21 protein-coding genes and 1 tRNA gene are annotated in these 26,726 nt (G+C 40.1%); 5 read left to right on the top strand and 17 right to left on the bottom strand.

The window, feature by feature from the left end:
• Nucleotides 1-4 precede the first annotated feature (4 nt).
• From B4A24_RS15875 to B4A24_RS15820, 12 genes are all read right to left on the bottom strand, one after another.
• Nucleotides 5-2,347, bottom strand: coding sequence for a mechanosensitive ion channel domain-containing protein (locus B4A24_RS15875; RefSeq protein ID WP_293946072.1), 2,343 nt, complete (start codon nucleotides 2,345-2,347; stop codon nucleotides 5-7).
• 120 nt (nucleotides 2,348-2,467) lie between these two features.
• A complete protein-coding gene (locus B4A24_RS15870) occupies nucleotides 2,468-3,871 on the bottom strand; it encodes a radical SAM protein (protein WP_293946071.1) in 1,404 nt (467 codons plus the stop codon).
• Nucleotides 3,872-3,884: 13 nt separating this feature from the next.
• A complete protein-coding gene (locus B4A24_RS15865; RefSeq protein ID WP_288812101.1) occupies nucleotides 3,885-4,121 on the bottom strand; it encodes a hypothetical protein in 237 nt (78 codons plus the stop codon).
• Nucleotides 4,122-4,124: 3 nt separating this feature from the next.
• On the bottom strand, nucleotides 4,125-4,886 hold the full coding sequence (locus B4A24_RS15860; RefSeq protein WP_293946070.1) for a prolipoprotein diacylglyceryl transferase: 762 nt from the start codon (nucleotides 4,884-4,886) through the stop codon (nucleotides 4,125-4,127).
• A gap of 106 nt (nucleotides 4,887-4,992) precedes the next feature.
• Entirely contained in the window at nucleotides 4,993-6,153 is a 1,161-nt protein-coding gene (gene lysA, locus B4A24_RS15855; RefSeq protein ID WP_293946069.1) for a diaminopimelate decarboxylase, read from the bottom strand.
• 17 nt (nucleotides 6,154-6,170) lie between these two features.
• Nucleotides 6,171-7,484, bottom strand: coding sequence for an aspartate kinase (locus tag B4A24_RS15850; RefSeq protein WP_293946068.1), 1,314 nt, complete (start codon nucleotides 7,482-7,484; stop codon nucleotides 6,171-6,173).
• A 124-nt stretch (nucleotides 7,485-7,608) separates the two neighbouring features.
• Nucleotides 7,609-8,556: a D-2-hydroxyacid dehydrogenase gene (locus tag B4A24_RS15845; RefSeq protein WP_293946067.1), complete on the bottom strand. Its 948-nt coding sequence runs from the start codon at nucleotides 8,554-8,556 to the stop codon at nucleotides 7,609-7,611.
• A gap of 152 nt (nucleotides 8,557-8,708) precedes the next feature.
• Nucleotides 8,709-9,779, bottom strand: coding sequence for a 3-phosphoserine/phosphohydroxythreonine transaminase (gene serC, locus B4A24_RS15840; RefSeq protein WP_293946066.1), 1,071 nt, complete (start codon nucleotides 9,777-9,779; stop codon nucleotides 8,709-8,711).
• A gap of 187 nt (nucleotides 9,780-9,966) precedes the next feature.
• The gene (locus B4A24_RS15835) at nucleotides 9,967-10,224 is read right to left on the bottom strand and encodes a hypothetical protein (protein ID WP_293946065.1); all 258 of its coding nucleotides are present in this window, start codon (nucleotides 10,222-10,224) and stop codon (nucleotides 9,967-9,969) included.
• Between the two features lie 55 nt (nucleotides 10,225-10,279).
• Entirely contained in the window at nucleotides 10,280-11,542 is a 1,263-nt protein-coding gene (icd, locus tag B4A24_RS15830) for an NADP-dependent isocitrate dehydrogenase (RefSeq protein WP_293946064.1), read from the bottom strand.
• Nucleotides 11,543-11,568: 26 nt separating this feature from the next.
• Nucleotides 11,569-13,692 carry a cation:proton antiporter gene (locus tag B4A24_RS15825; protein WP_293946063.1) on the bottom strand — a complete coding sequence of 708 codons (2,124 nt, stop codon included), beginning with the start codon at nucleotides 13,690-13,692 and terminating at the stop codon, nucleotides 11,569-11,571.
• Between the two features lie 112 nt (nucleotides 13,693-13,804).
• Entirely contained in the window at nucleotides 13,805-15,022 is a 1,218-nt protein-coding gene (locus B4A24_RS15820; protein ID WP_293946062.1) for an ABC transporter permease, read from the bottom strand.
• 149 nt (nucleotides 15,023-15,171) lie between these two features.
• Between B4A24_RS15820 and fmt the strand changes: the two genes are divergently transcribed.
• Nucleotides 15,172-16,089 (top strand): methionyl-tRNA formyltransferase, encoded by a 918-nt coding sequence (gene fmt, locus B4A24_RS15815; protein ID WP_293946061.1) that lies wholly within the window; start codon nucleotides 15,172-15,174, stop codon nucleotides 16,087-16,089.
• Here the strand turns inward: fmt and B4A24_RS15810 are convergent.
• Nucleotides 16,086-16,307, bottom strand: a complete 222-nt coding sequence (locus tag B4A24_RS15810) for a helix-turn-helix domain-containing protein (RefSeq protein WP_172395221.1) — start codon at nucleotides 16,305-16,307, stop codon at nucleotides 16,086-16,088. The two genes, fmt and B4A24_RS15810, sit on opposite strands and share 4 nt — an antisense overlap.
• A gap of 387 nt (nucleotides 16,308-16,694) precedes the next feature.
• Between B4A24_RS15810 and B4A24_RS15805 the strand changes: the two genes are divergently transcribed.
• Nucleotides 16,695-17,555 (top strand): sigma-70 family RNA polymerase sigma factor, encoded by an 861-nt coding sequence (locus B4A24_RS15805; RefSeq protein ID WP_028068906.1) that lies wholly within the window; start codon nucleotides 16,695-16,697, stop codon nucleotides 17,553-17,555.
• Between the two features lie 133 nt (nucleotides 17,556-17,688).
• On the opposite strand, the gene B4A24_RS15800 is transcribed toward B4A24_RS15805, so the two are convergent.
• Nucleotides 17,689-20,544, bottom strand: a complete 2,856-nt coding sequence (locus B4A24_RS15800) for a M16 family metallopeptidase (RefSeq protein ID WP_293946060.1) — start codon at nucleotides 20,542-20,544, stop codon at nucleotides 17,689-17,691.
• A gap of 232 nt (nucleotides 20,545-20,776) precedes the next feature.
• Here B4A24_RS15800 and xerD point away from each other — a divergent pair, with 232 nt between their 5' ends.
• Nucleotides 20,777-21,679: a site-specific tyrosine recombinase XerD gene (gene xerD / locus B4A24_RS15795; RefSeq protein ID WP_293946059.1), complete on the top strand. Its 903-nt coding sequence runs from the start codon at nucleotides 20,777-20,779 to the stop codon at nucleotides 21,677-21,679.
• Between the two features lie 325 nt (nucleotides 21,680-22,004).
• Nucleotides 22,005-22,076: transfer RNA gene (locus B4A24_RS15790), tRNA-Arg, on the top strand.
• A gap of 127 nt (nucleotides 22,077-22,203) precedes the next feature.
• Here the strand turns inward: B4A24_RS15790 and B4A24_RS15785 are convergent.
• The 3 genes from B4A24_RS15785 to B4A24_RS15775 all read right to left on the bottom strand — a co-directional run bounded on the left by B4A24_RS15785 (nucleotide 22,204) and on the right by B4A24_RS15775 (nucleotide 25,611).
• Nucleotides 22,204-23,304 (bottom strand): acyl-CoA dehydrogenase, encoded by a 1,101-nt coding sequence (locus B4A24_RS15785; RefSeq protein ID WP_293946058.1) that lies wholly within the window; start codon nucleotides 23,302-23,304, stop codon nucleotides 22,204-22,206.
• Nucleotides 23,279-23,899 (bottom strand): nicotinamide riboside transporter PnuC, encoded by a 621-nt coding sequence (pnuC, locus tag B4A24_RS15780; RefSeq protein WP_293946057.1) that lies wholly within the window; start codon nucleotides 23,897-23,899, stop codon nucleotides 23,279-23,281. Before pnuC ends, B4A24_RS15785 begins: the two co-directional genes overlap by 26 nt.
• A 212-nt stretch (nucleotides 23,900-24,111) precedes the next feature.
• Nucleotides 24,112-25,611, bottom strand: coding sequence for a malate:quinone oxidoreductase (locus B4A24_RS15775; protein WP_293946056.1), 1,500 nt, complete (start codon nucleotides 25,609-25,611; stop codon nucleotides 24,112-24,114).
• 314 nt (nucleotides 25,612-25,925) lie between these two features.
• Between B4A24_RS15775 and fabG the strand changes: the two genes are divergently transcribed.
• Complete coding sequence (fabG, locus tag B4A24_RS15770; protein WP_293946055.1) at nucleotides 25,926-26,669, top strand: 3-oxoacyl-[acyl-carrier-protein] reductase; 744 nt, start codon at nucleotides 25,926-25,928, stop codon at nucleotides 26,667-26,669.
• The last annotated feature ends 57 nt before the right edge of the window (nucleotides 26,670-26,726 follow it).

The raw sequence follows: 26,726 nt of genomic DNA, 5'->3' as shown, positions 1-26,726 counted from the left end.
TCCCTTAATTATTTTTAGGAGACAGGATACTATAAAATTTCAATCCCTTTTCTTCAAACTGCTTATAAAGGATAATCAGCACATCATTTTTAAAAGATGAGGCGTTCGCGGCGAAATTCACCCAGCAGGACACGCTTAAATAGATCATTTCTTCGCTGATGTCTTGAACACTGATGCCGCTATCTCGTTCTTTGACAAAATATGGACTCGCCGTCATCGCGTCATTAATCCATTGCTTCGCCTGGTCGAGGTCTGCTTTCCGGTCAATATGAAGAACAAAACTAGCTTTGCTATACTCTTGAGATAAGGTCCAGTTGACAACCCTGCCCGAAAGTAAATCGCCATTGGGAATAATCACATCGGCACCATCAGCAGTTTTCAATACACTGGCACGAATACCGATCTCCTTGACACGCCCTTTTTTATCCGCCAGCTCAATCTGGTCGCCTACACGGAAAGGCTTATCAAAAACGAGAATGATCCCCGACACAAAATTATTAATGATATTTTGCATCCCTAAACCGATCCCCACACTCAGTGCTCCAATGACGACGGTAAGTTTGTCCAGGCTCATACCTAAAGCCGAAATAGCCATAAAAAAGCCGATCAGAATAATCGCCAAACGAAATAACGGAAAAAGCGTCATTTTCTGATTATAGGCCTGATTTAACTGACCATCTTCACCGCCGAGTACAATAAGACTGATATTCTTTTGAAACCAATTGGCCACGAGCAAGAGCAGTAGCGCAACAACCAGATTCCCTAAGGTAAAGGAGATGCTACCGATGCTACGCACCTTGCTAAAAAACGTTTCACTAAGTTCCAACAAGGTTTCAATAAACTGAAGGTTATTCGCCAAGACAATAATTGCTAACAGGACACATACAATCCGAAGGATCTCTGTTATAATCGCCAAGGTACGCTGCTCATTAAAGCGCATCCAGAATCCCGACACCAAACGGTCCTTTTTGAACTGGTTGCGGACATCTGCTTTGATCATATCAGCAAAATACTGTAAGGTAAATGACTGCACCAAACCAACTGCACATGCAATACTGAAGCTGCGTGAATGCTCTACATGTCCAATGACATTCAATGTAATCGCCGTGATATTTAAAACAGCAAACACCACATAGATAAAATTGCTGATATACCCCGGGCTCTCCGGGTTCTTGATACGTCGTTTAGTATAACTTACCAATCCCAATGCGATCAGATTAAAGCCGATACAGATAATACGCAAAAACAGATCATCACTTACGATCATATTGACAAAGACATCCAATAGGTAAAAGATGATCAGAATCAGGGCAATCTTGCGTTGCTGTCCCGTCATTTTATGCCGCAATAGAAACATGAAGATTAACATGATCACCAGCTGAGAGGCCTGTAAAATGAAGGTCGGTGTAAAGAAATTGACAAAAGGCAATAATGTCAGCAGCAAAATAATGGTTTTTCCGACAATGGCATCGATGGCAAGCTTATTTTCCGGATCTTTCTGTTTCAAGATGTAAGCAACCCGTACAATCCAATAACAATAAGCCAATCCAAGCACGATCAACAAGATCCGGCTCGCCCAATCCGTGCGATTGACATATTTGTCGATGGATTTGTTATTCTTATAGTTACTGCGAATATTGTCTAACAACACATCTTTTGAAATACTCGTTGTATTTGCTTTCCAAATCGATTTTCTGACCGATGCGGAATCCGACATCTTAGCTACAGCTTTTGTTTCTGAAATCAGGTCTAATCTATTAAGATGCCGCTGATCCTTTATGATAAGCTCATCAATTGTACGATTAATCGATTCGAGGGAATCCATCTTTGCCGCTAGCCGAAGTTGGGCATTATTAAGATATTGATGCGCGCGCGAGTGATTGCTGGCACTAATATCATATCGATTGATGATACCCCGGATCTGATCTTGCGTGCTACTTAAACTGCCGGAATAATTTGCGATACTCCCTTTAATAGACCTAAGCTGTCTAATTTCTTCGGAAATTGAGTTTTTTACTGCCGTAACAGAATCTTTTGCTGAATTGCCACTAGCCGCCGTATACGAACTGGATTTTTCATTTAACTGAGCAACAAATTCCGCCATTGATGCCGCACGAATATTGGACAAGAACGTCAGATTAACTTTCCGCAGATCATTGCGTAACGAATCATTCCCCACTCGAGTCGAATCGGTACCGAATCTTCTATTTAAGCCCGTATGCGATACCGACCTGTCGGTATTAACCACTCCTCTTCTTACCTGCACCGAATCTTGTCCGAAGGCGTAGAGATTTAATATCAACAAACTGATAACAGTAATGAAATGCTTAACGCTGCTCAATTTCATATTCCCAAATTATTACTCTCTTTCATAATAGCCTGTCCGATCCTCAAGAAACACTACAAAAGGAGGTTTCAGGGGAAAAGTCCATCCTATTATTTTCCAACAAAAATAGTTTATCCAAGCTTAAAATCGAATAGCATCCGATAATTTAAGTTCCTCGAGGCGCTTGACCTTGTCATCACGGTAAAAGAGATTCATTGTCTCAAAAGGGATTAACTTTAAATCTTTGTTGACAATATGGACGCAGGATTTTTTAACCGCACGCACATCAAAATCATGCGCATCCATAAAATTCATGATAATAATCCGGAAAAGATTGTCATAATCAAGTTCAGGAGCACACACTTCGGGTAGGCAGCATAGCAATTGATTTACTTTGGGCTTTACTTTATCCACCGAAATACCGGTACTAAAAATATCCAGCAGCTGCATCTGAACACCGGTATCCTGCTCGTACACAATGGTATTACGGGATTGATTATTTAACAGTACCGCAGGATCAATATGTCGTGTCAGTGGAATCTTTTCCTCACCGATCTTAAGCACATAGCCCATAGCCAGCGCATCCGGGTTACAGGGAACAGGAATAATATCATGCGGGTTCAACAAGGGATACTGATCCAGGATTTCCTGCCGAACCTCCGTCAGTGTCATTTTATGCTGTTGAGCATCCTGTGCGTTTCGTCCGGCAATCTCCACCGGCTGGAAGGTTACCCCACGGACACAAGGTTGATTCAGGGCATAATCCAATATTTCTCCTATTTCATCGTCGTTGGTACCCTTTTCCAAAACTACGACAAGGGTTGTGCTCAGATTTAACGCATTGAGCTTTTCAATAGCCTTTTTGCGTACATCAGTCAGATCCTTTCCCCTAAATTTCTCAAGCACTTCAGGACGGAAAGAATCAAATTGCAGGTAAATTTCAAATTCTGGCGCGTAGGTTGCAAGTTGTTCAGCAAATCCCGGGTCATTTGCAATCCGGATACCATTGGTATTCAGCATCAAATGCTTTATCGGCTTGGTCTTTGCGATATCCAGTATCTTAAAAAACTCCGGATGAATGGTTGGTTCTCCCCCACTGATCTGAACGACATCCGGCTCACCTTCGCTTTCAACGATCTTGTCAAACATACGTTCGATTTCTTCGAGCGAACGATGTCTTCCATAGTGTGGTGAGGACATGGCGTAACAGGTCGGACATGTCAGATTGCAACGGTCGGTCACTTCAACGATGGAAAGACAGCTGTGCTGTTCGTGATCGACGCATAAACCGCAATCGTAAGGACAGCCATAGTGGACCTCATTTTCAAATTTTAACGGTGTCTCTGATGCCTTGTTATAGTTCCGGATATTTTTATAGTATTCCACATCGGTTGCGATCAAGGTTTTGAAAAAACCGTGATCAGGGCAATTTTTGGTCATAAAGACCTTCTCATCTTCGATGCTAATCTTTGCACCTACACGCGAAAGACAAGTCGGGCACAAACTGATGGTGTAATCGTAATACGTGTAATTTCTAACTGGCATATATCTATCCCTATTAATTTAGTGCTATTCCACAGGCAACCCCGCCAGCTATCATTGCTCCGATACCACCCAATAATACTTTCAGCCAAGGGTTAACGTTAAATGTAGATTCTTTATTATTGGATTTCATAATCGAACCGATGATGATGACCAAAAGTGCTATTCCAATGACTATAGCACCCCCAAACAGTAAAAACAAACCCAACATAGCTGTGTTTTCCGAACCAAATGACCCTTCAAGTAAATACATAATTTAGACCTTCCTTTCTATATGCGCATTCTTCAATAAATAAATATAATAAATTATCACGATAAGACAGGTAATTTGTATGGTACTCATCCCAAAAAGAATGATTGCCCTTGGCTTGATAAAATCCAATAAAAAACGAAAACTAAAATAACTGAGCATAAAAAGCTGAAAGAGGACACCATTTTGGCCTATAAATCTTCGTTTAAACCACTGTAATAAAATAAATAACAGGATCAAAAATGCAATTTCATATAACGCCACCGGATGTCTTCGATAAGCATCACCAAGGTACATCCCCAATGGGCATTCCGTAGGCAAGCCATAGGTCTGCTCAAATATCCCTGTATAAAAACAGCCTATCCTTCCAATCATAATCGCAACAATCAGGGGAAATACCATCAGATCACCGGTGCTCTCTTTCTTGCCCAAGATTTTTTTTATCAGTTCCACCCCGAGCAGTCCGCCGGCCAGACCGCCTACAATGGTATTATTTAACCAGATGTAACGTATTTTACTCACTGCACTCAACAATTCCTCGGGACGTTCCAGCGAACCAATGATATGGGATCCGATCAAGGCGCCTAAGGCCGCTGCTATAACAATCAAAAGTGAATTGGTATGCCCTAAACTCTCCTTATCCTTCCATTTCAGCAGCTGATAATAGCGCATCCCCATAAACATCCCTAATCCTTCCATAAACGGATGTAAGAGAAAGGTTTTTCCAAATAGATCAATAGTAACCGGAAATTCTATTGCTGTAAGCATAAGCAAGTATACAAAAGACATTTCAGATATCGATAAACGAAAAAACAAAAGCCGGTTCATAAAATGAACCGGCTCTCTAAATATATTTTTCGTCTAAAATCGGCGCTTACAATTGCTCACTATAGACAAATCTTATTTCCTCCCTCAAATTGTAGCGGGAAGCCATGACTTCTCCATAGGCTCCAGCGGAACGGATAGCGATTAGGTCACCACGTTTTGATACGGGCAAAGGCACTTCCTTTCCAAAGCAGTCCGAAGATTCACAAATCGGTCCGACGACGTCGTAGTTGAGTACCTCTGTCGCAGTGCCTTTACTGATATTCTCTATTTTATGGTACGCCTGATACAAAGCAGGGCGCATCAATTCGGTCATTCCGGCATCCAGCACCAAAAAGTTTTTCTTGACACCATTTTTAACATACAACACACGGCTTACTAAGCTCCCGCATTGAGCGACTAAAGCCCTTCCCAGTTCAAAATGAACTTCCTGATGTGGCTTACGCTCCAGGAAACGGTCAAAAATATCAAAATAGGCCTCAAAATCCGGAATCGGGTTGCCATCTGGGTTTTTATAATCTATCCCGAGTCCTCCGCCAACGTTCAACACACGTATCTGTGTTCCACGCTCCTCAAACCAGTTTTTCCACTCATTGACTTTTACACACAAACTTTTGAATACTGTCATATCCGTAATCTGTGAGCCTACGTGAAAGTGTAAACCCACCAATTCTATGAAATCACATTTCTTAAGGACAGCGGCACATTTCTCCAAATCCGCATTTGGAATTCCAAATTTGTTTTCATCGAGTCCTGTTGTGATATAGTGGTGCGTATGCGCATCGACATTGGGGTTTATTCGCAACGCCACGTTTGCTTTTACACCTTGTTTTGAAGCCAGTTCGTTGATAACTTCAAGCTCCTGAATAGACTCTACATTGAATGCAAAGATATTTTGCTGTAGTGCGTAATTAATCTCCTTATCCGATTTTCCAACACCGGCAAAAGTAATATTTTGCGGCGCAAAGCCACACTCAATAGCCTTTTTCACCTCATTGCCACTCACACAGTCGGCCCCAAAGCCGATCTGTTGAATTGCCTTGAGTAACACATCGTTAAAATTAGCTTTCAATGCATAATGAACGTGGAATCCTCTCTTATGCGAAGCTGCATAAGCTGCTTCCAAGGTTTTGTTTAACACGGCCAGGTCGTAGTAATAAAACGGCGTTTCTTTTTCTCCAAATCTTGCCGCAATAGCTGTATTTATCATATAAAAAACCTTCTTTCTTAAAATAAACGATTATGCAATGAACGTAAAGCCTCTGTTTTATGATCTGAGTTCAAAAGAATGGACACATTAAAGTCCGAACCACCGTAAGAAATCATGCGCACCGGGAGATGTTTTACAGCATCAAGTACGCGTGCGGCATAACCGTGGCTGTTCAAACCAAAGTCACCGACAACACAGACAATCGTCTGATCGCCATCTACGGTAACAGAACCAAAGTCTTCCACTTCCTTAATAATATCCGCTAAATTTGTTGTATCATCTACCGTTAGCGAGACTGCTACCTCCGAAGTGGTGATCATATCAATAGGTGTTTTATAACGCTCGAAAATCTCGAAAACACGACGCAAGAAACCGTAAGCAAGTAACATCCGCGAGGAATGAATATGAATTGCTGTGATACCATCTTTCGCGGCGATCGCTCTGATGCATCCTTTTTGCGCGCCGTCTTTGCTTATCAATGTTCCTTTGGCATTCGGCTCCATTGTATTTAACAAACGTACGGGCACATTATACTTTTGTGCCGGAAAAACGGATTGTGGATGTAATATTTTCGCACCAAAGTAAGCTAACTCGGCAGCCTCATCGAAGCTAAGGTGTGCGATCGGTGCGGTACCTTTAACGACACGCGGATCATTATTGTGCATACCGTCAATGTCTGTCCAGATTTGAACTTCATCGGCACGGATAGCTGCTCCGATCAATGAAGCCGTATAATCCGATCCACCACGGCGTAGGTTATCGATTTCGCCAAATGAATTTCGACAGATAAATCCCTGCGTAATAAACAAGGTGTTTTCGGGGTACTGAGCCAAAATCGCGCTCAATTTCTCACCGATATACTCCACCATAGGCTCATTGTCCTCATCGATTTTCATAAAATCCAACGCCGGTAACAAAACGGATGAGATGCCGATTTCATTGAGGTAAAAATGCCATAATGCTGTAGACATCAATTCACCTTGTGCCAATATGATTTTTTCTTCAATTGGCGTAAAAAGCTCATTTGCCAAGCTGGAAATCAGGTTAAAATGATAGTCGATTAGCTCCTTGCCATTTTTATAGCCAGCTTCAGTATTAAAAAGTTCCTTGATAAGGTCTTCGTACTTATCCTTGTGCTTCTTGATCAAATCCTTAGCTTCGTCCTTCTTACCTACTGTGTAAGCCTGACCGATTTCCACTAAAGCATTTGTCGTTCCAGCTACCGCGGACAACACAACGATCTGACGTTCCGTAGGGTTTACAATATCCAACAACCCTTTGATACGTACTGCACTTCCTACTGAAGTACCACCAAATTTTAAAACTTTCATACTAAAGTTACAATTATTAAATTTCTGTGCGCCAATATAGGCAATTCATGAATTTATATTAAAAAAAATGCGGCACAAAATCATGAAAGTTTTGTGCCGCATATATTTATTCTATGCGGAAGAATTACTTCTTCAAGTTTTCGATCAGTAAACCGGCCAATTCTTCGCCGATTCTTTCTTGTGCTTCATTTGTCGCTGCGCCAATATGTGGTGTCAACGAAATCTTTGGATGTTTTAAAATTTCCTCACGCGGTGTGGGCTCGTTGTCGAATACATCTAAACCAGCAAATGCAACTTTGCCAGCATCCAATGCCTTCACTAACTCTAGCTCATCAATAACACCACCTCTGGAAGCGTTCACCAAGCCAACACCATCTTTCAATAATGGGAATTCCTCAGCACCGATCGCCGGTTTATCCAAGAATGGTACGTGTAAGGAGATAAAGTCAGAAACTTTCAACAAGTCGGTCATTTCCACCTGTTTGATCGGAACCTCAACCTGAATACCCCCTGAAAGCTCAATGGTTAGTCCTTTCGGGCCTTCAAACAGATCTGTATAAACGACATCCATTCCCAGACCAATGGCGATCTTAGCGACTTCACGACCGATACGGCCAAAACCTACGATACCGATTGTTTTTCCGCGTAGTTCAGTTCCCGCACCGTAAGCTTTTTTCAAAGCACCGAATTTTGTATTTCCTTCAACAGGCATTTTCCGGTTGGAGTCATATAAAAACCGTACACCATTCAATAGGTGCGCAAAAACCAATTCAGCAACGGATAAAGACGATGCAGCTGGTGTATTGACAACAGCAATGCCTTTTGAACGTGCATATTCCACGTCAATATTATCCATACCTACTCCACCACGACCAATTACTTTCAGATTAGGACAGCCGTCGATCAATACCTGACGGACTTTAGTCGCACTGCGTACAGTGATCGCATCATAGGCAAGTAGCTTTTCAGCCAACTCTTCCTGTGGTATATGGTTTGTATCTACAGTATGACCAGCATCTTCCAACATTTTCTTTCCTAGTGGATCGATACCGTCATTTGCTAATATTTTCATTCTTATAATTATTTATGTGTGTCAATTTTCATTGTATAAATGAATTTTTGACATCCTGTTTATTTTGTATAGATAAATAGGCCAGATTTCATAGAGCCTACTGTTGTGGTTTCAATGAAGCTGATCCTTTCATTAGAATGTTTTAATCAATTCTATGAGTTGTGTGTATCTTCAAATTCCTTCATGGCATCAATCAATGCGTTCACGCTGCTCAATGGCAATGCATTATAAATCGAAGCTCTGAAGCCACCTACCGAACGGTGCCCTTTGATACCAATAAGATTACGTTCCTTCGCTAAAGCTAAAAATTCCGCTTCCAGCTCAGGCGTATCCATGACGAATGTCACATTCATGCGCGAACGGTCTTCAACAGCAGCAGTACCTTTGAATAAAGGATTGCGGTCGATCTCATCGTATAGTGCACGTGCTTTAATGATATTTTCCTGCTCCAAAACAGCAACGCCACCTTTTGCTTTTAACCAACGTAAATTCAACATCGAAACAAAGATCGAGTATACAGGCGGTGTGTTGTACATGGAGCCACCATTGATGTGCAACTGATAATCTAACATCGAAGGCAATACACGTCCTGATTTACCCAAAATATCATCCTTCACAATAACCAACGTCACACCGGCAGGGCCCATATTTTTTTGCGCTCCAGCATAGATCAAATCGTAATCTGCAACATTGATCTCGCGGGAAAAAATATCAGAAGACATATCAACAACTACGGGCAACTCTGTAGCCGGTTTTTCAAATACCTCGGTACCATAAATTGTATTATTTGCCGTATAGTGGAAATAAGCTGCATCTGCCGGAATTGAATATCCTTTAGGAATATAAGAATAGTTTTTATCTATCGAGGAGGCTACAACATCTACCGTTCCGAATTTTTTGGCTTCTTTTAACGCTTTTGTCGCCCATACACCAGTATCTAAATAAGCGGCCTTACCGCCTTCAGGTAAAAGGTTTAGGGGTGCCATTGCAAATTGTAGACTAGCGCCACCTTGCAAGAAAAGAATCGAATATCCTTGTGGCACGGCTAATAGTTCGCGTACTAACTGAGTCGCCTCATCTATCACTGCTTCAAACTCTTTGGAACGGTGAGAGATCTCTAAAATTGATAAACCTGTGTTGTTAAAATCAATTACAGCTTCTGAGGCTTGTTGAAATACTTCCTTTGGCAGAATACATGGACCTGCTCCAAAATTATGTTTCATTGATGTTATAGTTTGTTTGATTGCCCTTTCTGAACCCTAGTAAAGCAATCTGTTGTTTTAAAAACCAAAGGTAAAATAAAATTATATATTTTTCAACTATTCTGTTTTTTTATTGATAATTTACAAAATTATGATTCATTTCAATAAAAATATCACACAACAAGATCGCGATTGGTTATTAAAATAATCAAAGAAGAAGCACCTTCCAGGCCATATCTAATTGATTATCTTGCAAATACTCTTTCGCTTTAAGCTGAAGATGGACATTACGAGAAGATTGGTCACCGATGAAGGCATTTAATAATTCATAAATTTCAGGCAGGGATGTAATTTCATCCACTTCTTGTGGTGTAGGCAAACGGTCTATCTGAGCCAGTTTAATTTTGTCTTCCGTACTAAAAACGGTGGATTCTTTTACAAAAAGGGGAAGTTGATCACAATGCATAAAAAAGCAGAAATTTTAATCAAATTTCTGCTTAATATCTTAAAAAAGAAAATTCTTATAATTTTTCAATGATCCGATCTGCGAACTCACTGGTTTTCACCAATGTTGCATCATCCATCAGATTATAAAAATCCACAGTCACCGTTTTTGCGATAATGGTTTCCCCGAGTGCCTTTACGATAGCTGCCGCAGCTTCTGTCCAACCCAGATACTCAAACATCATGACACCGCTAAGGATCACTGATGAAGGATTCATTGTATTTGTATTTGCAAATCGCGGCGCTGTACCATGAGTAGCTTCAAAAACGGCATGACCGGTCTTAAAATTGATATTGGCTCCTGGTGCTATTCCAATCCCCCCAACCATGGCCGCGAGCGCATCGGAGATATAATCGCCATTTAAATTCAAGGTTGCCACTACCGAAAAATCACGTGGATTGAGCAAGATCTGTTGCAGGAAGTTATCCGCTATGATATCTTTAATCAAGATCTTGCCCGAAGCCAAAGCATCCTTTTGTTCCTGGTTGGCAGCCGTCTCGCCTTTCTCGGCTTTTGTTCGCTCCCATTGGCCCCAGGTATATGTCTTATCCGCAAATTCAGACTCCGCAACTTCAAAGCCCCAGATTTTGAAAGCTCCCTCGGTATATTTCATAATATTCCCTTTGTGCACAATTGTAACTGAGGGTAATGCATAATGAATGGCATGTTCGATCGCCGCACGAACTAAACGCTTGGATCCCTGCTCAGAAACCAACTTCACCCCCACTCCTGTGGTACTCGAAAAACCATAGTCAATATCAAGTTCGTCATGCAGAAAATCTTGTAGTTTATTGGATTCAGCACTCCCTGCCTGAAACTCTATACCGGCATAAATATCTTCAGTATTTTCCCTAAATATCACCATATCGACATATTCAGGATGTTTAACCGGAGACGGCACACCTTTAAACCATTTGGTCGGTCGTTGACAGACGTAAAGATCCAAATCCTTACGCAAGGCAACATTCAATGAGCGAATGCCCCCACCTACTGGAGTAGTCAATGGGCCTTTTATACCAACAAGATATTCCCGCAATACATCTAATGTCGCTTTGGGCAACCATTCACCGGTTGAATCAAAAGCTTTCTCACCTGCCAACACCTCCTTCCAGATGACTTTTCGCTGTCCCTGATAGGCCTTCTCCACAGCTTTATCAAAAACACGCACTGCGGCATGCCATAGATCTGGACCTATACCATCGCCTATGATAAACGGAATCGTTGGGGAATCTGGAACATGTAACGTTCCGTCACTGGACATTGTAATCTTATTTGACATAAATCTGTGTTTTTAGCGGATAGTAATTACCCTTTATTAAACATATTTCCAATCTCTTTACTGATCTTTCGGAATATCGGAGCAGCCTCGACGTCTTCATATTCGTCAATATGCGCATTCTCTATCCTACTAGGAAACACCAAAACAAGGTTTTCGTTTGCATAGATGCGATCTAATTTTTTTGCCACCCCATCTAGCGAATCACGGTAGGAAACTTCACCATTTCGAGCAGATACAAAAATGAACATGGAATCTTCTTCCTTAAAAGCTTTCAGCCCTTGTAAATTATCCCAATCATCGTATTGTCTAAAGGCAACAGGAACAGAGTTTTTTATTTCCTCAAGATGGGCTTTAATGGCAGATTCAGACCGTGAATCAACGACAAAAGAAATTGGTACAGATAACTCCTGTGCAAGCTTAATCACTTTCTCCAACCAATATTCAAAACCAAACTCAGCCTCACACATTGGCGGAGCAAACACAACAATAGATTTATTAGAGATAAATGGTTTCTTAAAATGACAGATCATCACGTTGGCAGATGTCCTGTTAAGAATGCTTTCTGTTTTTTCGCCAACAAATTTATCCATAAAATTGGCTGCACTTGGCCATCCTAGCACGATACAATTTGCAGAAACCTCTTTTGCTGACCTAGCCACTCCACTGGCAATATTCAAGTCTATTGTTGCGCTGATATTGACGTTCGTCTCTGAACCAGAAGCATAACGCACCATATTATCTAAATTCTTGCGTGCTCGGCTCATATTCAATTGCGCTTGTTCATTATCCTTTACTACCGAAACAATATTCACTGGATAGGTACATTTTTTACTCTTTATGTAGGTCGAGAAATCAAGTATTGGCTCCATGTTATCCATATTTGCAATAGAGATCAAAATGTTTTCATCTTGATCTTTTACAACATCGGTATGCTCTTCATCCTGTTCGCCATCCATAACCACTTTTTTGGATGCATTTCCTGTGACGATGGTAGCGACAATACAAGTGACCAGAATGAGCAAAATTGTACCATTGAGAACATTTTCATCGATAATCCCATTCTTGTGGCCAACCATAATAACAGCTAATGTAGCTGCAGCATGCGCACTACTCAAGCCAAAGATCAGGTTACGCTGCCCACGGCTATAATTGAATATTTTCTGGGTAAGCCAAGCAGCCACATATTTTCCTACAATGGCGACAATCGTGAGTGTACCAGCTATAATTAATGCCTGAGGTCCCTTCAAAATAACACTTACATCCACAATCATACCAACAGATATAAGGAAAAAAGGAATGAAAATGGCATTACCAATGAATTCAATTCGATTCATCAGTGCTGAAGAATGTGGAATCAATTTATTCAAAGCTAAACCCGCCACAAACGCTCCGATAATGGGTTCCAAACCTGCTATTTCTGCCAGAAAGGCAGCAAAAAACACAACGGAAAGTACAAAAATATAGTTTGCTGTCTTTTCGCTGCCTAGCCGCTCAAAAAACCATTTTGCAATCCTTGGGATAATACCAAACATAATAAAAAGGAAAATCGCAAAGGAAATCCCGAGTGTAACCCAAAATTCATTTCCTATATTCCCTTGTGAGACACCTGTGATGACAGCTAAGATAATCAGCACCGCCGTATCAGTCAGGATCGTTCCACCAATTGTAATTGCCACCGCTTCCATCTTGGATATTCCGTAACTATTCACTATAGGATATGACACCAAGGTATGGGTCGCAAACATACTCGATATTAACAAACTCGCCAGCACATCATAGCCCAACAGAAAATGGCAGACAGGATAACCAATGCTTATGGGAACGATAAATGTAAAAAAACCAAACAGTAAGCTTTTATTTTTGGTCTTTTTAAATTCATTCATATCCAATTCCAGACCGGCAATAAACATAATATACAAAAGACCTATTGTTGAAAACAGATTAATGGCTGAATTTTTCTCCAGCCAATTTAATCCGTGGGGGCCAATAATAACGCCGGAGATAATTAGTCCAATAATACCCGGCACCTTAATTGGCCGAAGGATAATGGGAGAAAGAAGGATAATAAAGAGTACCAGTGAAAAAATAAGTACGGGATTTTGTAAAGGCGCTTCAAAAGCGTGGGAAATATGCTCGAAAGTTTTATTCATATGTTCTCGTATGCTATCGGTAAAATATATCTAGTTATTTCCTTACTAGCCGAAAATAGCTAACAGCTCTAAAAATACGATTTTTCCAGTAAAACGAGTCCTAAAAAAGGGCCTACTTAAAAGAAATTGCTTTTATCGGACTAATCTTGGTGATTAACATCGAAGGAATGAACAAGGAAACCATTCCAATGAAGACTACGGCAAGATTAACTAGAATCACATCCGACCAATAGAGTTTTACGGCAACATAAGAAATATAGTAAGTCTGCTCATCCAGCTTGAAAAAGTGGGTATAATCCTGTAGAAAATAAAAGCCCAATCCGATAATATTCCCGATCAGTAAGCCTAGGCCAATTAGATATAAAGCACTATACATAAATACCCGTCGAATACCTGCATTACGATAGCCCAAAGCCTTTAAAATACCGATCATGGATGTACGTTCTAGAATCGTAATCAATAATGCAGAAATCATATTGATAATAGCCACTACAGTCATCAATATAAAGATGATCTTGGTATTCATATCCAATAGATCCAGCCATTGGAAAATATCAGGTACCTGATCTTTAATATTGATTGCCTGCATATCAATCGGCAGCAAATCCTCTATTTTGCTTGTTGCCTGTTCAAGTTGACTGAAATCCTTTATCCGAATTTCATACCCCCCCACTTCGTTGTCATCAAGATTGCTCAACTTCCTAATAACCTTCAAGGACCCGATCACATAAACCTTGTCTAGCTCCTCTGAACCAGTATTAAATATTCCCTTAATAACAAACTTCCGCTTACGGATAGGCTCTTGAACAAAATACATAATGAAGTCATCACCTACTTTTAAGAGAAGCCTGTCGGCCAGATATTTAGAGATTAAAATCTGATTGTCGACATCCTCAGATTTAAAGTCTATCGTATTCCCCTCGAGCAACATGTTTTTTATTGGTTGCTGATCATATAGCGAATCTATTCCTTTCAAAACAACCCCTTCCACCTCATCGTTCACATTGATGATGCCAGCTTTTGTCGCAAAAGGATTGATAGAATACACCTCTGGATTCGCTAATATAGACTTATGTAGTTGGGGTGTAAGTGAAATGGGTGAATTTTCGTAGGATTTATTGAGGTCATAGCGCAACACCAATACATCTGCAAAAAATCCACGCTGTTTGCTAATGATCTCTCCCTTAAATCCCCGCAAAACAGCAATAGAGATAATAATGGCAGCAATGGCTAGCGCAATTGCACCAATTGTAACCCGAACGATCAATTTTGAGAAAGTCCGTTTACCGGAAAATGCTATTCGATTTGCTAAAAAATAAGGAAAATTCAAGCTTTCAATATATTTATGTAACTTCGCAAAGTTATAAAAATTTGTTATTTACAAAACTGTAATAACAAATAATTAGCGCTTTCACGGCGGATTGATAATCTGCCAGACTATTGATTGATTTTAAAAAAATTATAAAAAACACCTGTACTATGCGTATCATTTTCATGGGGACACCTGACTTTGCGGTTGCTTCACTTGAAGCACTCATTCAATCCGGCGAACAAGTCGTTGCAGTCGTTACAGTACCGGACAAGCCAGCAGGCCGTGGGCAGAAAATACAGGAATCAGCCATTAAAATATACGCCACACAACATCATATCCCCGTTCTTCAACCGGTCAAGCTTCGGGACGAGGCTTTTCTCGCCGAACTAAAAAATTATCAAGCTGACCTTCAGGTCGTAGTCGCATTCCGCATGTTGCCTGAAGTGGTTTGGAATATGCCAAAATATGGTACGATTAACGTCCACGCTTCTTTACTTCCACAGTACAGGGGTGCCGCGCCGATCAATCATGCCATTATGAACGGTGAAAAAGAATCCGGGGTGACCACATTCCTATTGCAGCATGAAATTGACACAGGAAATATACTGTTGGCCGAAAAAGTTGACATCCGTGAAACAGATACTGCCGGAAATCTTCATGACAACCTCATGCATGCAGGAGCCCGAACATTGCTTCAAACAATCAAGGAGTTAAAAGCAGGAACTTTGCAACCTAAAAGCCAAGATGACATCGTCCCAACAACCGCACTGAAGCATGCACCAAAAATCTTCAAAGACGATTGTAAAATCAACTGGGATCAATCTACCGATGTTGTTTATAACTTTATACGCGGGCTAAGCCCCTACCCAACAGCATTCACGACTCTGAATGACAAAGTATTAAAAATATATAAAACCGAAAAAGAGAAAATGGCGACCGTTACTGTTCCTGGAACAGTCGAGACAGACCAAAAAAACTATTTAAAATTTGCGACGCAAGATGGCTATATCAGCGTATCTGAACTCCAGCTGGAAGGCAAGAAGAAAATGAACGTGGTAGACTTTTTAAAAGGCTATAGATTCTAGTTTTTCTCGTCACCACCATCATAATATTGCAACAAATCACCAGGCTGGCAGTCTAGTGCTCGACATATCGCTTCGAGTGTATCCAGACGTAAAGCCTTAGCCTTTTGATTTTTTATGATCGAAAGATTAGAAAGTGTAATCCCTACACTGTCACTCAATTGGTTAAGTGACATTTTTTTGTCTTTCATTATTTTATCCAAATGAATTAAAATTGGCATAGTATAATTTTTATTCTTCTAAATTTATTTAATGTCTCTAGTAAAACAAAACATATATCTTTTTGTTTTATCATAAAATTATCATTTTAAAATAAATTGATAGAATACAATTTATGTAACACATCTGATATCATTAGATAAATTACTTAAGAATAGAAAAAAATAAAAACTGTTAGGGCTTTAAATATCAATCAGTTGAATATTTAAGCAGCAATATAGAAAGAAAAACAATATTAAATGGAATAGTTTTTGATAGTGTAAAATGAAGGTTCACAAAATCATAACTCATTATAGATGAGAGGATAGATAATCCATTTTCCATTAATAATTCAAAAATTTTTCGTATTTTCGCAAACATTTCTTAGAGAGGAGAATTAATAAAAATTAATGAGACAGCTCAAAATTACACAATCTATCACCAATCGTGAGTCCCAATCTTTGGATAAATACTTACACGAAATTGGTAAAGTAGACTTAATTACAGCAGAAGAAGAAGTAGAATTAGCACAGCGCATCCGCGAAGGCGATCAAGTTGCCTTGGAAAAATTGACTAAAACCAACCTTCGTTTCGTAGTATCAGTAGCAAAACAATATCAAAATCAAGGATTGACCTTAGGTGATTTAATCAATGAAGGCAACCTGGGCTTAATTAAAGCAGCTAAACGTTTTGACGAAACAAAGGGTTTTAAATTTATTTCTTATGCCGTTTGGTGGATTCGCCAATCTATTCTTCAGGCAATTGCTGAACAATCACGTATCGTACGTCTGCCATTGAACCAGGTAGGTTCTCTAAGCAAAATCAGTAAGGCTTTCTCAAAACTAGAACAAGAATACGAGCGGGAACCATCTCCAGAAGAATTGGCAGATATCCTTGAAACCACAGTTGACAAGGTTTCGGATACCTTAAGTAACTCTGGCCGTCATGTATCTATGGATGCACCATTTGTTCAAGGTGAAGAAAACACACTCTTGGATGTATTGGAAAACCATGATCCAGACACGGATAGTTCTTTAATTGATGAATCTCTTTCAGAAGAAATCAAGCGATCATTGGCAACTTTAACAGAACGTGAACGTGAAATCATCGTTCTATTTTTTGGATTAGGCTCCAATCACCAATTGTCGCTCGAAGAAATCGGCGAGAAATTCAATTTGACACGGGAACGCGTGCGTCAAATTAAAGACAAAGCTCTTCAACGTTTGAGACACACGTCAAGAAGCAAAATCTTAAAATCTTATTTAGGTTAAAAGAGATATTTATTGAAATTTTTGGCAATCCCAATCAGAAATGATTGGGATTTTTTTATGAAATAATAAAGGCTGTCTATGGTAATAAACAGCCTTTATCCTCCTCCGGTACGATACATACCAAGAATATTCTTTATTTAGAATCTGGCATCAAAATAAATTCGAAAAGTCGCTCTTTCTTCAGATATTTCTCAGCTATCTCCTGCACTGACTTCGGTGTAACTTTATTCAAGTTTTCCATCCGACGCGTATATCTATTGATATCTAGATTATTTTGATAAGAACTGGAAATATAATTCAGCCAATAGCCGTTCTCCCGCAAGTTTAATTCGTTCTGTCTTTTTTGTTCAGCGACAAATTTCTCGATATCCACCTTATCCGGGCCTTGATCCTGAATCTTTTTCACTTCGTCCAAAGCCGAACTAATCAGCGGGTCAGCTTTATCCACTGCCGAACCAAAACCAATTGAAAATGCATAGCGTGGCTTAGGAAGCTTATTGAAACTGGCTCGGGCGCCAACCCCATAAACACCCCCTTCTTTCTCGCGCAGTCTTTCGAGCAATTTGATTGTCAATACACTTTCTAGAGCTTCCATATTGACATTCTCATTCTCGCTATAATTATAGTCACCATAATAAGCCAATTGCGTACTTGCCTTTTCTTCCTTGCCTTTATGCACAACAACACGTTCTCCCTTACTCGGTTCCAGAATATTTAAATCTTTGTAATTCTCACCGCGCTTGGACGCAGGTAAAGAAGCAAGATAAGTTTCAATAAAGGGTTTAATTTCATTTTCATCAAATGATCCTACAATAGTAAAGACGAAATCTGAAGCATCTGCAAATCGCTCTTTATAAATTGCCAATGCACGATCACGCTCGATTTTTGTAAGCGTCTCGACAGTAGCATTTTGTCGGCGAACGTTATTCCCATAGAGCACCTCCTTTACTTTATCCGAAAAAACATTATTTGGATTGCTCAATCTATTCTCCAATGATCCTTTCGCTCTGGTCATTGTACTTTGGAAAACGTCAGTATCCAAACGAGGTTCTGTAAAATACCCATAGATTAACTCGAAAGCATTCTTTAGACCTTCTTTATCCGTGCTACCAGAGATACCTTCATATCGTTCGGAAATATAAGGTGAAATCGAAACCTCTTTCCCGGCAAGATATTTTGTCAGCTCGACATTGCTCATCTGCCCGACACCGCTTGCATCGACCAATGAAGAGGCATTTGAAGCGGAGAAGTAATCAGCATCAGTATACAGCGACGTTCCCCCAGGGCTATAGGCCATAATCTGGATTTCGTCATTCTTAAAATCTGTAGGTTTTAAAATCACCTTCACGCCATTGCTCAAAACCAATTCTTTAGCTTGGACAGCTCCAATATCCTTTGAAGACACGATCGTACCCTTAGTAGGTTCTTTGGAAAGCAAGGGAAGATTGGAAACCTTATCCTCATAAGCAGAAACCGGACTATCTTCGACCGCCTTCACCCATCCCAAAACCGCTTGTTCTGTAGGCAGGTTTGCTTTTTCCTTTTCTGGCCCCATAATCAATATGTCACGATTTAAATCAGTGTAATATTTTTTGACAAGACCATTCACCTCTTCTAATTTCAAAGTGGGCAACAATTGTTTCGTTAAGCGATACGAAGCTTCATTGCTCAAGGCCGGTTCATTGTCAATAAAATAGTTCAGATAACGATTGACATAGCTGTCAGATTTTTTCTTATCCCGCTCGATATAGGCCATTTCATTTCCTTTCTTCATATCGGCAAGCGCACGATCCAATTCTGTCTGCGTGAAACCATATTTTTGGATACGCTCAAATTCAGTCAGCATGGCCTTAAATCCAGACTCCAGTTCACCCGGTTTAGGTACAACCAATAAAGAGAAGGTATTTAAATTCGCTACAAAATCACCAATACTACCACCAGCTTGCATAAAAGGCGGATTCGGTTGCTGCATCAGTTCAGAAAAACGGCCAGCAATCATCTGATTAAAAATATTTTTGAGTAATTCGTTACGGTAGTCTCCAACAGTCAAAACCTTGTCTTTCTCATTTTTGATTAAGACCTGAGCGACAGTATAAGGCAATTCTGGATCCGAAATAGCTAGAAACTGGTTCTTATTCAATAAATCTACCCGGTACTCTTTGCGTTGGAGCACCTTCTTCGGCATGGTCATATCCGAAAATAATACTTTCACTTTTTCCTCAATTGCTTTAGGATCAATATCACCTACAATAATGAGCGCTTGCAGATCTGGTCGATACCAATCCTGATGAAATTTGCGTATTTCAGTATACGGAAAAGTCTTTAAAATTTCTTCGGTACCAATTGGCAAACGTTTTGAGTAAAGGGATCCGTTGAGTACCATTGGAAAATATTGATCTTGCAGACGTTGTTGCACACCCCTTCCGCCACGCTTCTCTTCCAAAATTACACCACGCTCCTTATCAATCTCTTCCCCATCCAATAGGGCATCCTGTGCCCAATCACGCATGACCTGAAGCCCGTTTTTCAACAATTCTGGATCATCTGATGGTATAGGTAACTGATAGACTGTCTGATCAAAGCTGGTATAAGCATTCAAATCTGAACCGAACCGTACACCCGCTTTCTGAAGGTAATTAACAAGTTCATTTTTTGGGAAATGCTTCAGACCATTGAAGTTCATGTGTTCCAAAAAATGCGCTAATCCCAGCTGTTTTTCATTTTCTAAGATTGAACCAGCTTTCATACCCAAATACATCGTAACGCGCCCCTTGGGCTCAATATTTTTCCGGATAAAGTATGTGAATCCGTTCTTCAATTTACCGGTGACAACTTCGTTGTCGAAAGGTAATTTTTGATTTAGGGCCAAACTATCCTGTGACAAGACGGCTCGGGCTTGTGTCGTCAAGGAGGTAGGCATCTTTGCTTCTACCCCATAAAAAGTTGCAGGGAGTAAAAAGGCTAATGCGAGTGGTTTAATGAATCTCATACAAATGAATTTCTTTTTTTTAGTCAGTTATTCTTTGTTACTTGTTTTATAATAGGGTTAATGGACCTGGAGACCAATTGTCCCCGCAAGTAGTAAAATATGGATAAATACATTTTCATTATCACATACAGGATGGAGCATCCGATTGTATTGCTTATGATTGTAAGAAATCCGTCTAAAAATACAGAATATCTTTCAAAAAGAACGATAGTTAATTGTAATTTTGTTGCAAATGAATTTCAGCAGCTGGCAGATCATTAAAGAAGAATTCGAACAATTCCTAAAGTTCGAACGAGGTTTAAGCATCAATTCGATCGATGCTTACCTAAACGATGTCTCAAAATTCCAGATCTATTGTGAGGACAACGGCCTCGTTTTAAATCAGGTTGTCCGCAAGGATATTCAGAATTTTTTACAATGGCTACAGGAATTCAATATCTCGCCATTTACGCAATCTCGCTTAATTTCTGGACTAAAAACCTTTTTTAGCTTTCTAATGATCGAACACGAACTGGACAAGAACCCAACAGAACTGTTGCAGGCGCCGCGACTATCCAGAAAACTTCCGAGTGTACTGAGTATTCATGAGATAGATCAATTGATCGCTGCCATAGATCTATCTAGCCCCGAGGGCGAGCGTAACAAAACAATTATCGAAGTGCTATATGGCTGTGGGCTGCGTGTATCCGAACTTGTCAATCTCAAGATATCCAATTTGTTTCTGGACGTAGAGTTTATCAAAGTAGAAGGAAAAGGCAACAAAGAACGATTAATTCCAATAGGTCAGCAAGCGATCAAACATTTAAGGCGCTATCTAGATTTCGTCAGAACTCAAATTAAAATCAAAAATGGAAATGAAGACATCGTATTCCTCAATAGAAGAGGTTCCGCATTATCCCGAGTAATGATCTTTCTTATTATTAAGGAACTCGCTCAAAAAATTGGGCTACAAAAGACAATCAGTCCACACACCTTTAGGCATAGTTTCGCCTCTCACCTCGTTGAAGGTGGCGCTGATCTAAGGGCAGTACAAGATATGCTGGGGCATGAAAGTATTACCACAACCGAAATATATACGCATATTGATCGGGATTATCTACACGCTGTCATTACACAATACCATCCCAGATCTTAATCGGCAATCGGGTGAGCAAGTCAACACATATGTTATAAAATGGTTGCCGAGCCACATGCAATGATTTTTTTCTCTCCTAAACCCAATGAAATTTGCAGTCTGGTAAAGCATCCGAGTCAACAGTACGGTACAGCTTAAATACAGCCTCAAATACATGTTACTAATAAACAAAAAGTTAGACCAGAAAAACCGAAATGGCACAAATTATAAAAGCTGGGCAGCTAAAACAAGGATGACCATGCTCCTGAAATCCCCCGTTCAAAAGTTTAAATTTTATCACAAAGATTATTTGTAAGATCTGGAAAATAGTATATCTTTGCGACACGTTCCCGTAGTTCAATGGATAGAATTTCAGATTCCGGTTCTGACGATGTGGGTTCGACCCCCGCCGGGAACACATCCTATTTAACACTAAAAAAGACGATCAATTGATCGTCTTTTTTAGTGTTAACATAAATCGATAATGTGCACAACAATCTTCATTTTGCATGAGACTATAGTTGTGGCATACAATCAGCCCCCTGTTAAGTTTGGGAAAATCCTTTCTGCAGCAATTTATGTTGAGATGCCGTAAATATGTTCCGAAATAAAATATTGATCTCACTGTCAGCTTCTGCACCCGCAATTCCGGTATGGGGATAGAGTTTAATTACATTTGACAAAATAGTTTCTACAAAATTCCGACTTTCTATCGCTATACGCGCATATAGGGAGGAATTATCGAGCTCATTTTTGAGATTCTCCCAAGAACGAGCAGCCAAATCCATGACAGAATGCGCGCTTTCGATATAGTCCTGCTGCATTTCATCCAACATCCGAAAAGCAGCTTTACTTTCCATTTGCTCCCATTTCCCCCGATTAGACTTCAATACAAATAACTTCTCGATCAAATCTAAAAACCGATGATACATCCCCATAAAGTTTACCAATAAGGTCAACTCTGCAAATGGCATAAAAGGGTATTGATAGAGCAGCTCAGTCCCTGTACTTTTTGACGCATCGATAAAAAACGACTGCTTCTCATCCACCCGTATGTTGTCCAACGAAAAGGAATGCGATGCTGTCGCCTCCAGACCAAATGTATCCCAATCATAATGAATCAATACAAATTCACGCGCGACAAAGAAAGATTTTACAAGTGGATTTCCACCCTCATCCAATAGCTGTTGGCCATCCTCCTGAATATAGGCGTTCAAGGTAAAATGTGTCAAGTGGGGAGCTCCGGTAGCATATTTCCAAAGCCCTTTCAAGCGATAAGACTTGCCCTCACGCTCCGCGATGCCTGCAATCTGCCCACTTCCTCCAAAACATACCTTTTTTGAAGTGAAAATATCCTGCCCGACCGCCGGATCAATAAAGCCAACAAAAAGATTCGCGCCAGCACATAAAGTTACTGTCCACGCCAATCCTCCATCCCAGTAGGCCAGCTCCTTCAACAGAGAAAGCCCTCCGACCAAATCCAGCCCCAGGCCATTCAGAGATTGTGGTACCCAGATTTTAAACCACTTGTTCCGGTATATTAGCTCAAGCTGCTCATCGGACAAACTCTTTTGCTGAATTCCATTACGTTGCTGATCTTTTAGAACAGCGATAGCTGCATCAGTCAGTTGCATATTTTTTTTCATCACTTAATATTCTCCGCCAATTAAAATAGCCGCTAAAAGCCACCACAAATAAAAATAAGGTTAAACCAGCATACAGGAATAAACCCTTGTGCATAAGTAAAGGAATCGCCATCAAGTTACTGATGTTCAGCAAAATCCAATTTTCAAGTTTACGCTTTGCCAGCAGCCACATCCCTGCCCAGGCTGTACAGGAAACAAAGGAGTCCCATAGCGGTACATCTGAATCTGTTAAATGCACCAGACCAAAATAGAACGATAGAAAGCCTGCTACACAGATAAAACCAACAATCTGCCAATCTCGGGCTGTACTACGGCTGATCGGTACGATCGTATCACTGCTATATTTCCAATAGATCCAACCATAAATGCTCATGACAAGATAATACAGGTGTAACAGTATTTCGGCATATAATTTTGCATGGAATAAGACATATACCGAGATGATGATACCAATAACCCCAAAAAGGTAATTGACCGATTTATTCTGCCGCGAAAACCAAACCTGCAAGATACCAAAACATACCCCCAACCATTCGGCTATGGTGGCTTGTTGTATTTGTTTAATAAAAGCTTCGAAAATTGTCTCAGAAGTCATTCAATTGTTTATTATTTCGTGTAATTACATAATAAACTTACGAGCGGAAAAACGGATGTTTTTATTGAAATTAAAATCCCTACGCCAGCATTATCCGGATCAGGTATATAAAAGCGATTGTACAAGGTCGTACAATCGCTTTTATTGGGTATAATCTCAGCCCAGATGACATTGTCATTTCCGAGCACCCCATAAGTATATTGTTTATGAAATTAATCTATATCAATTAATTTCAATGCTTTATGCGTACGGATACGTGTCTCTCTACAAAGCTCCGCATCATCATTTAATGACTTGCCGTGTGAAGGAATCATCTCACGTAGTTTTTTGCGGTATTCATCTGATTTAGCACGCTCAGGGAAACATTTCTTCAATAGGCTGATCATGATCGCCACCGAAGTTGATGCACCTGGAGAAGCTCCCAATAGCGCAGCGATAGAACCGTCTGCACTTGAAACCACTTCTGTACCAAACTCTAAAATTCCACCTTTCTTCTCATCCTTTTTAATCACCTGAACACGTTGACCGGCTTTTTCGATAACCCAATCTTCCAATTTAGCTGTTGGCATAAATTGTTTCAACGACTCCAATTTATCTTTAGGAGATTTCATGACTTCCGTGATCAAATACTTGGTCAACGGCAAATTGTCAAGTCCTGCCGATAACATCGGACGGATATTGGATAATTTGATCGATGCAGGCAAATCAAAATAAGAACCTTGTTTCAAAAATTTTGTCGAGAAACCAGCGTATGGACCGAAAAGTAAAGCTTGTTTACCATCGATGTAACGTGTATCCAAGTGTGGTACCGACATCGGCGGCGCACCAACAGATGCTTTACCGTAGACTTTAGCATGATGCGTATTGATAATTTCCTCGTTTACGCATCTCAACCATTGGCCTCCTACAGGGAATCCACCGTAACCTTTTGCTTCTGGAATCCCGGATTTCTCCAGCAATAACAGCGAATGACCTCCAGCACCTATAAAAACAAACTTCGCTTTTAACTCTCTCTTCACCCCTGTTTTCAGATCTTTCACTTCGATTTCCCAACGGCCATCATCCTCGCGGTCGATATCGACAACTTCATGGTTTAAGGAAATTGAAATATTTTCTTTGTTTGCCAGGTTATTAATCAAATCACGTGTCAATGAACCGAAATTCACGTCAGTACCTAAATCCATCTTGGTAGCAGCGATTTTCTCGCTTGCATCCCGTCCTTCCATCATCAAAGGAATCCATGATTTCAAGAGCGCTGCATCTTCGGTATATTCCATGCCTTTGAACAAAGTTTGGGTATTCATCGTCTCCCATCTTGTCTTCAGGAATTTCACATCTTTTTCACCAAAAACCGCACTCATGTGTGGAATGCTGCGGATAAAATTCTCCGGCTGGGCAATAATGCCTTTATCAACCAGGTACGACCAAAACTGCTTCGATACTTCAAATTGCTCCGCAATTTTAACAGCTTTATCAACTTTTACCGAACCATCTTTTTGCTCCGGTGTATAATTCAATTCGCACAAGGCCGAGTGGCCTGTACCAGCATTATTCCAAGCGTCAGAGCTCTCAGCCGCCACAACATCCAAACGCTCAAGAATTTCAATATTAACGTCTGGGCTTAATTCATTGATTAGAGTACCCAAAGTAGCACTCATAATACCGGCGCCGATTAGAACAACGTCAACTTCTTTATTTGATTTTTTGCTCATGTTTTTGTGATTGATGCAAATTTAATATAGTTTTTGGTAAACCCCCAAGTCTTTTGTCAAAAAACTGTACTTTTTAGGAACACTTATTCAAAAATACCATTGATTTATTAAAATAATCCTAAGTATTGGCAAAATCTCCATTTGATGAGTTTCCAAACATCTACCCGTGATATCGCGTATATTGAGGACAATGAATTAGCCCAATCACAAGAATAATCATTGCTTTTTAACTCCTTATTTATGGAAAGATTTTGTGTTATAATATAGTTTTAACATTTTTGCAAAAACATCAACGAATAACATTACACTCTTATATGAAACTACTTGAAGGAAAAATTGCTTTGGTAACTGGAGCATCAAAAGGAATCGGAAGAAAAATTGCCGAAGTGTTTGCACAACACGGTGCCAATGTCGCTTTCACTTACCTTTCGTCTGTAGAAAAGGGACAAGCGCTGGAAAAAGAGCTTCAAGCCTACGGAACAAAAGTAATCGGCTACCGTTCTGATGCTTCAAAATTTGAAGAAGCAGAACAGTTGATCAATGCGATCGTTGCAGATTTCGGGAGCCTGGATATCGTAGTCAATAATGCCGGAATCACCAAAGATGGTCTATTGATGCGCATGACTGAAGAAAACTGGGATGATGTATTGAACGTTAACTTGAAATCCGTATTTAATGTTACAAAAGCTGCTTCAAAAATAATGATGAAAAGCCGAAAAGGTTCATTTATCAATATGTCTTCTGTTGTTGGCGTCCAAGGTAATGCTGGTCAATCAAACTATGCAGCTTCCAAAGCAGGCATTATAGGATTTACCAAATCCATTGCAAAAGAATTAGGCTCACGCAATATTCGCGCTAACGTTGTTGCTCCCGGATTTATCCGTACGGAAATGACAGATATATTAGACCCTAAAGTGATCGCAACATGGGAAGCCGGAATTCCATTGAAACGTGCCGGATCTCCAGAAGATGTCGCCAATGCATGCCTATACCTTGCATCTGATTTATCCGCGTATGTCACCGGACAGGTTCTTCCTGTTGACGGTGGTATGCTGTAACATATAGCTTTCAACATAAAGCGCCTGCTGCTGAAATTCAGCAGCAGGCGCTTTATG

Source organism: Sphingobacterium sp. UBA7249, assembly GCF_002472835.1.
In the GTDB taxonomy this organism is placed as follows: Bacteria; Bacteroidota; Bacteroidia; order Sphingobacteriales; family Sphingobacteriaceae; genus Sphingobacterium; species Sphingobacterium prati.
The sequence above is the reverse complement of the archived record's forward strand: the minus strand, read 5'-3'. Positions and strand labels throughout refer to the sequence as shown.